The sequence below is a fragment of the Salmonella sp. SAL4457 genome (genome assembly GCF_046548235.1).
GTDB classification, from domain to species: domain Bacteria; phylum Pseudomonadota; class Gammaproteobacteria; order Enterobacterales; family Enterobacteriaceae; genus Salmonella; species Salmonella enterica.
The window spans coordinates 1-240 of sequence record NZ_JBGDZO010001231.1 but is presented as its reverse complement, the minus strand read 5'-3'; the positions used below and the strand labels follow the sequence as shown (position 1 = coordinate 240).

Below are 240 nucleotides of genomic sequence, written 5' to 3'. Positions count from 1 at the left end.
GGCCACCCTCCACGAGGTGCAACAGATCCTCAAGGCCCAGGGCGTGCACCTGTCGCTGGCGCGGGTGACCGGGCAGACGCTGGACCTGCTGCAACGCTCGAGCATGCTCGGCGAGATCAAGCCGCCGCTGGTGTTCAGCTCGGTGCGCTCCGGGGTCAGTGCCTATCGCTACTGGCTGCGCCAGCAGGAAAGACTCGCCGCCCAGGCCGCGGCTACAAGCGGAAATGCCTGACCATGCCC

Annotated in this window: 1 protein-coding gene; it reads left to right on the top strand. The window is 67.9% G+C overall.

Features of this window, described 5'->3' with window-relative positions; all coding sequences use genetic code 11:
* Window positions 1-232 (top strand): hypothetical protein (locus tag ACLJNW_RS28115; RefSeq protein WP_410961905.1); only part of this gene is annotated, 232 nt, incomplete at its 5' end.
* Window positions 233-240: the final 8 nt, after the last annotated feature.